The following is a 6,384-nucleotide window of genomic DNA, read 5'->3' on the forward strand; positions in this document are numbered from 1 at the left end:
ATCAGGAATAGATCTCACAGGCTTTAGCAACCTCCGTTTTTTTGATTTATCCGTGTGCATCCGTGTAATCCGTGTCCCATAAGAAGGAGGAGACTGAAATGATTAAGAAGGGAATAATTCTCGCCGGTGGAGCGGGGACCCGTCTTTACCCCCTGACCCTGGTGGCGAGCAAGCAGCTGCAGCCGGTCTACGACAAGCCGATGATCTACTATCCCCTGTCGACCCTGATGATGGCCGGGATCAACGACATCCTGATCATCTCCACCCCGCACGACACGCCGCGGTTCGAGGCCCTGCTTGGCGACGGAAGCCGGTTCGGCATCCGCCTGTCCTATGCGGTGCAGCCCGAGCCCAAGGGAATTGCCCAGGCGTTCCTGGTCGGCGAGGACTTTGTCGGCAACGACCCGGTGGCGCTGATTCTCGGAGACAACCTGTTCTACGGGAAAATGCGTTTCGACAGGATTGGCCAGGAATTCGACGGCGGCGCCCGGGTGTTCGGCTATCCGGTCCAGGACCCGGAGCGTTACGGCGTGGTGGAGTTCGACGCGTCGGGTAAAGTCCTGAGTATCGAGGAAAAACCCGAAATCCCGAAATCCCACTATGCCGTCCCCGGACTCTACATCTACGACGGGACGGTTGTGGAGCGGACCAAGGCACTCACGCCCTCGGCCCGGGGGGAGTTGGAGATCACCGACCTCAACCTCTCCTACCTGGCGACAGGGGATCTGCGGGTGGAGAAATTGGGCCGGGGCATCGCCTGGCTCGACACCGGGACCCACATGAGCCTGCTCGAAGCGAGCCATTTCATCGGCACCCTGGAGGCTCGGCAGTGGCTGAAAATCGCCTGCCTGGAGGAGATCGCCCTGTACATGGGATTCATCGATAAGGAGAAGATGAAGGCGATCATCCAGGACACCCCGAAGTCGAGCTACCGGGAATACCTTGAAAGGGTCGTGAAGGATGGGGTCTAAAGGGCAGCTATAAGCTGTCAGTTGTCAGCTGTAAGTTTCTAAACTCTATCAAAGTCACCAGTCACGGACTTTAAGCTATGAATATTATTCCCACTGAAATTCCCGAAGTGCTGATCGTCGAGCCGAAGGTGTTTGGAGACGATCGCGGTTTTTTCTTTGAAAGCTTCAACGAGCGTGCCTGGCGGGAGGCCACCGGTCTGGACTCCTGTTTCGTTCAGGACAACCACTCGCGTTCAGCCAAGGGCGTTCTGAGGGGCCTGCACTACCAGATTCGGCAACCTCAGGGCAAGTATATGCGGGTCGTCGCCGGCGAAGTTTTCGATGTGGCCGTCGATGTCAGGAGAAGTTCTTCGACCTTTGGCAAGTGGGTCGGTATTCATCTGTCGGCGGAGAACAAGCGCCACCTTTGGGTGCCGGAAGGCTTTGCTCACGGTTTTCTGGTCCTTTCGGATTTTGCCGAGTTTCTCTACAAGACGACCGATTATTACGCCCCGGAGCATGAGCGAGCGATCCTCTGGAACGATCCGGACCTGGCCATTGAGTGGCCCTTCGTCGGCGAACCGCTGCTGTCCGGTAAGGATGGGGCGGCTCCGCATTTCCGGGACGCCGAGTATTTCGAATAGGCATGTTTGGGCCACGGATCGAGTCTGATCAAATCTGATGACAGCGGTAAGACATCTCCTTTTCTGGGTTTTCTGAGGCCAACGACCATGCAGTACGAAACCAAGGGACGTTCCATTCTCAAGGCGATTTCCTGGCGCACCTGGGCGACGATCACCACGGCGGTCATCGTTCTTATCTTCACCGGCAAGTTGACTCTCGCCATTACCGTCGGCCTCCTCGAGGTCGTCGCCAAGATGGGGCTCTATTTCATCCATGAGCGGATGTGGCACCGGATTGGCTATGGGAAGAAGGAGATCCCGTCCTTTATCCTCTGGTTCACGGGGCTGCCCGCCTCGGGCAAGAAGGAGCTTGCCGATCGCGTCTACCGGCAACTGCTCAAGGACAAGCTCAAGGCGGAGCGGCTGGACAGTCTCGATGTGAGGCCCCTCTTCCCGGAGACCGGCTTTGCCCGCGAAGATGTCAACGAGCACGTCAAGAGGGCGGGACACCTCTGCGCCATGCTGGAGAAGAACGGCGTCATCGTCGTCGCCTCCTTCGTTTCGCCCTACCGGGAGAGCCGGGAATTCGTTCGAGGGGTGGCGAAGAATTACGTGGAGGTCTACCTGAAGACGACCCCGGAGGCCTGCGAGAGGCGCGACACCAAGGGGCATTATCAAAAAGCCCGGGAGGGCATCTATCGGGATTTCCACGGGGTGGACGTGGATTACGAAGAGCCGAGGTCGCCCGAGGTTGTCATCGAGGTCGATGAGATAGGCATGGACGAGGCGGCCCAGAAAATAGTATCCTTCCTGAAAAAGAATGTGATTAATCAAGGCAAATAGTGTCCCAAGCCGTACGGAATCCCTCTGAATGCCATCTGGCGATAAAGGCCTCAAGGGGAAACGTTGAAACCCGTTGGGACGCGAATTCGAACGGATGAACACGGATAATGCCGAGAAACCTCGGGATTGATCCGTGAAAACCAGGTTCTTAAACACCTAAAACCTCAGACATAAAACCTAAAACTTTTTCTCCGGACAGTGATGACAATGATTCAGGACATGACCCATCTCCGTCAGCTCGAGGCGGAAAGTATTCACATCATTCGCGAAGTGGCCGCCGAGTTCGAAAACCCGGTGATGCTCTATTCCATCGGCAAAGACTCCTCCGTCATGCTGCACCTGGCGCGGAAGGCTTTTTATCCCTCCAAGCCCCCCTTCCCGCTGATGCACGTGGATACCACCTGGAAGTTCCGCGAGATGATCGAATTTCGCGACCGCATGGCGGCCGAGCACGGCTTGGACCTTTTGATCTACACAAACCAGGAGGGGGCCAAGCAGGGGATGTCGCCCTTCACCCACGGCTCCGCCCTGTACACGGACGTGATGAAGACCGAGGGGCTCAAGCAGGCCCTTGAAAAGTACAAGTTCGACGCGGCGTTCGGCGGGGCGCGGCGGGATGAGGAGAAGTCCCGCGCCAAGGAGCGCATCTATTCCTTCCGCACCGCCAACCACCGCTGGGACCCCAAGAGTCAGCGCCCCGAGCTGTGGAACCTTTACAACGCCAAGGTCAAGCAGGGCGAAAGCATCCGCGCCTTCCCCCTCTCCAACTGGACCGAACTCGATATCTGGCAGTACATCTACCTGGAAGAGATTCCCATCGTGCCCCTTTATTACTCCAAAAAGCGACCGGTGGTGGAGCGTGACGGGATGCTGATCATGGTCGATGACGATCGCATGAAGCTTCATCCCGGGGAAAAGGTGGAGATGAAATCGGTCAGGTTCCGGACCCTGGGGTGCTACCCGCTTACCGCCGCCGTGGAGTCGACCGCCGCCACCCTGCCGGAGATCATCCAGGAGATGCTCCTGACCCGCACTTCCGAGCGGCAGGGCCGACTGATCGACCATGATCAGGCGGGATCGATGGAGAAGAAGAAGCAGGAAGGATATTTTTAGAATAACCTTCCTGCTTCTTTTGCAGCTGGAAGCTGAAAGCTTTAAGCTGGAAGAGAAGGTAGGGGCGGATGGATTTTGAGAAGTTGGAAGTCTGGAAGCGAGCGTGCCGGATTTCCGTAGAAATTTATCAAACCCTACGAGAACTAAAGGATTTCGGTTTTAAGGACCAAATTACAAGATCCTCGCTTTCGGTTGCCAGTAACATCTCTGAAGGGATGGTGCGGCCGACAGCGAATGACAAGATCAGGTTTTTGCATATAGCCAATGGGTCTTGCGCAGAATTACGAACCCAGGCATATATTGGAATAACAATTGGCTACATACCAGAGGATGTTGGCAGAAAGTGGGTTAGGGAAACCAAAGAGATCAGCGCCATGCTCATGGGGCTAGTCAAAAAGCTGCGGGATTAAACCTCCCTTCTCCACTGGCCTTTTTTGCCTTAATAAATTGATTTAAACTTACAGCTTAGAGCTTGCAGCTTAAAGCTTTTGAAATCGGAGATTTCAAAATGGCTCATCAATCTGAATTGATCGCTGAAGATATACACGCCTACCTCAAGGCCCAGGAAGAGAAGGGGATGCTGCGCTTCATCACCTGCGGCAGCGTGGACGACGGCAAAAGCACCCTGATCGGGCGCCTGCTGTGGGATTCCAAGCTGGTCTTCGAGGACCAGCTCGCCGCCCTCAAGGCCGACAGCAAGCGGGTCGGCACCCAGGGGGATGACATCGACTACGCTCTGCTGCTCGACGGCCTGCAGGCCGAGCGGGAGCAGGGGATCACCATCGACGTCGCCTACCGCTTCTTTTCCACCGACAAGCGCAAATTCATTGTCGCCGATACCCCCGGCCACGAGCAGTACACCCGCAACATGGTCACCGGGGCGTCAACCGCCGGGGTCGCTGTTATCCTGATCGATGGCCGCAAAGGGGTGTTGACCCAGACCAAGCGGCACAGCTACCTCGTGTCGCTGGTGGGAATCCGCAACGTCGTGCTGGCGATCAACAAGATGGACTTGGTCGACTATTCCGCCGAGCGCTTCGAGGCCATCAAGGAGGAGTACGAAGCCTTCGCCGCCGATCTCGGTTTCGAGAAGATCACCAGTGTCCCCATCTCGGCGCTCAAGGGCGACAACATCATCGAGCCCAGCGCCCGGACCCCCTGGTATCACGGTCCCACCCTCTTGGCCTACCTTGAGACCGTCGAGGTGGCCAATGACGCCTGCGAAAAGCCGTTCCGCATGCCGGTGCAGTGGGTCAACCGGCCGGACCTCGATTTCCGTGGTTTCTGCGGCACGGTCGGTTCGGGCGTCATCCGTCCCGGCGACGAGGTCGTGGTCCCTTCCTCCGGCCAGACCAGCCGGGTCGAGCGGATCGTGACCATGGACGGCGACCTGGAGGAGGCCTTCGCGGGCCAGGCGGTGACCCTGACCTTGAGCGACGAGATCGATATCAGCCGTGGAGATCTGCTCGCCGCCCCCCTGGCGAGGCCGGCCCATGCCGACCAGTTCGAAGCGCACCTGGTCTGGATGCACGAGGACGCCCTGCTGCCGGGGCGCAGCTACCTGATCAAGACCGGGGCGACGACGATCCCCGCCCAGGTCAGCGACCTCAAATACAAGGTCAACGTCAATTCCCTGCAACGCGAGGCCGGGAAGACCCTGGAACTCAACGAGGTCGGGGTCTGCAACATCAGCGTCAGCAAGGCGATCTCCTTCGACCCCTACCGGGAGAACCGGGCCACCGGAAATTTCATCCTGATCGACCGGTTCAGCAACGCCACGGTCGGCGCCGGCATGATCGACTTCGCCCTGCGCCGGGCCACCAACATCCACTGGCAGTCCCTCGACATCGACAAGCACACCCGCGCCGAATTGATGGGGCAGAAGCCCCGGGTGCTGTGGTTCACCGGCCTTTCCGGGGCCGGCAAGTCGACCATCGCCAACCTGGTGGAGAAAAAGCTCCACTCCCTCGGCAAGCATACCTATACCCTCGACGGCGACAATATCCGCCACGGCCTCAACCGCGATCTCGGCTTCACCGACGCCGACCGGGTGGAGAACATTCGCCGCGTCGCCGAGAGCGCCAAACTTTTCGTCGATGCCGGCCTGATCGTGCTGGTCTCGTTCATCTCCCCCTTCAAGAGCGAGCGGGACATGGCGCGGGAGATGCTGGAGACGGGAGAGTTCGTGGAGGTCTTCGTCAATACCCCGCTGGAGGTCTGCGAGGAGCGCGACCCCAAGGGGCTCTACAAGAAGGCCCGCGCCGGCCAGCTGAAGAACTTCACCGGGATCGACTCGGACTACGAAGCGCCGGAGAATCCCGAGATCATCCTCGATGCCGGGGAGAAGACGGCCGAGGAACTGGCGGAGGAGATTGTTCGGGAGTTGTGGGGGTAAGGGCAGCTGTCAGTTGTCAGTATCCAGCTATCAGCTATCAGTATCCAGCTATCAGCTATCAGCGGCACACTCCAAAAGGTTAATGCCTAAGCCCAGAAACTTAAGATCAAAACTGGCCACTGGAACTGGCAACTGACAACTGAAAGCTACGAAGCCGAAGGATTCGTATGAACATCGACATTGAGAAGGTCTGCGCCATCGCCCGCGAGGCCGGCGCGGCCATCATGGATATCTACGACGGCGATCACGCCGTTGAATTCAAGGACGACAAGTCTCCGCTGACGGCTGCCGACAAGGCGTCCCACGAGGCGATCATGGCGGGACTCCAGGCGCATTTCCCCGAGATCCCGATCCTTTCGGAGGAGGGGAAGGACATCCCCTACGAGGAGCGCAAGGACCGGGAGCGCTTCTGGCTGGTCGATCCCCTCGACGGGACCAAGGAGTTCATCAAGCGCAACGG

General features: G+C 58.2%; 7 protein-coding genes. All 7 read left to right on the forward strand.

What is annotated here, in order from left to right; translation table 11 throughout:
* Positions 1 to 98 precede the first annotated feature (98 nt).
* The gene (rfbA, locus tag C0617_RS08245; RefSeq protein ID WP_291316540.1) at positions 99 to 971 is read left to right on the forward strand and encodes a glucose-1-phosphate thymidylyltransferase RfbA; all 873 of its coding nucleotides are present in this window, start codon (positions 99 to 101) and stop codon (positions 969 to 971) included.
* Positions 972 to 1,048: 77 nt separating this feature from the next.
* Complete coding sequence (rfbC, locus tag C0617_RS08250; RefSeq protein ID WP_291316541.1) at positions 1,049 to 1,594, forward strand: dTDP-4-dehydrorhamnose 3,5-epimerase; 546 nt, start codon at positions 1,049 to 1,051, stop codon at positions 1,592 to 1,594.
* A gap of 87 nt (positions 1,595 to 1,681) precedes the next feature.
* On the forward strand, positions 1,682 to 2,416 hold the full coding sequence (gene cysC, locus C0617_RS08255) for an adenylyl-sulfate kinase (protein ID WP_291316542.1): 735 nt from the start codon (positions 1,682 to 1,684) through the stop codon (positions 2,414 to 2,416).
* A gap of 207 nt (positions 2,417 to 2,623) precedes the next feature.
* Complete coding sequence (gene cysD, locus C0617_RS08260) at positions 2,624 to 3,529, forward strand: sulfate adenylyltransferase subunit CysD (protein ID WP_291316543.1); 906 nt, start codon at positions 2,624 to 2,626, stop codon at positions 3,527 to 3,529.
* A gap of 68 nt (positions 3,530 to 3,597) precedes the next feature.
* On the forward strand, positions 3,598 to 3,939 hold the full coding sequence (locus C0617_RS08265) for a four helix bundle protein (protein WP_291316544.1): 342 nt from the start codon (positions 3,598 to 3,600) through the stop codon (positions 3,937 to 3,939).
* A gap of 98 nt (positions 3,940 to 4,037) precedes the next feature.
* A complete protein-coding gene (gene cysN, locus C0617_RS08270) occupies positions 4,038 to 5,924 on the forward strand; it encodes a sulfate adenylyltransferase subunit CysN (RefSeq protein ID WP_291316545.1) in 1,887 nt (628 codons plus the stop codon).
* Positions 5,925 to 6,091: 167 nt separating this feature from the next.
* On the forward strand, positions 6,092 to 6,384 hold a 293-nt coding region (locus C0617_RS08275), incomplete at its 3' end, for an inositol monophosphatase family protein (RefSeq protein WP_291316546.1).

It is taken from the genome of Desulfuromonas sp. (assembly GCF_002868845.1).
GTDB lineage: Bacteria > Desulfobacterota > Desulfuromonadia > Desulfuromonadales > BM501 > BM501.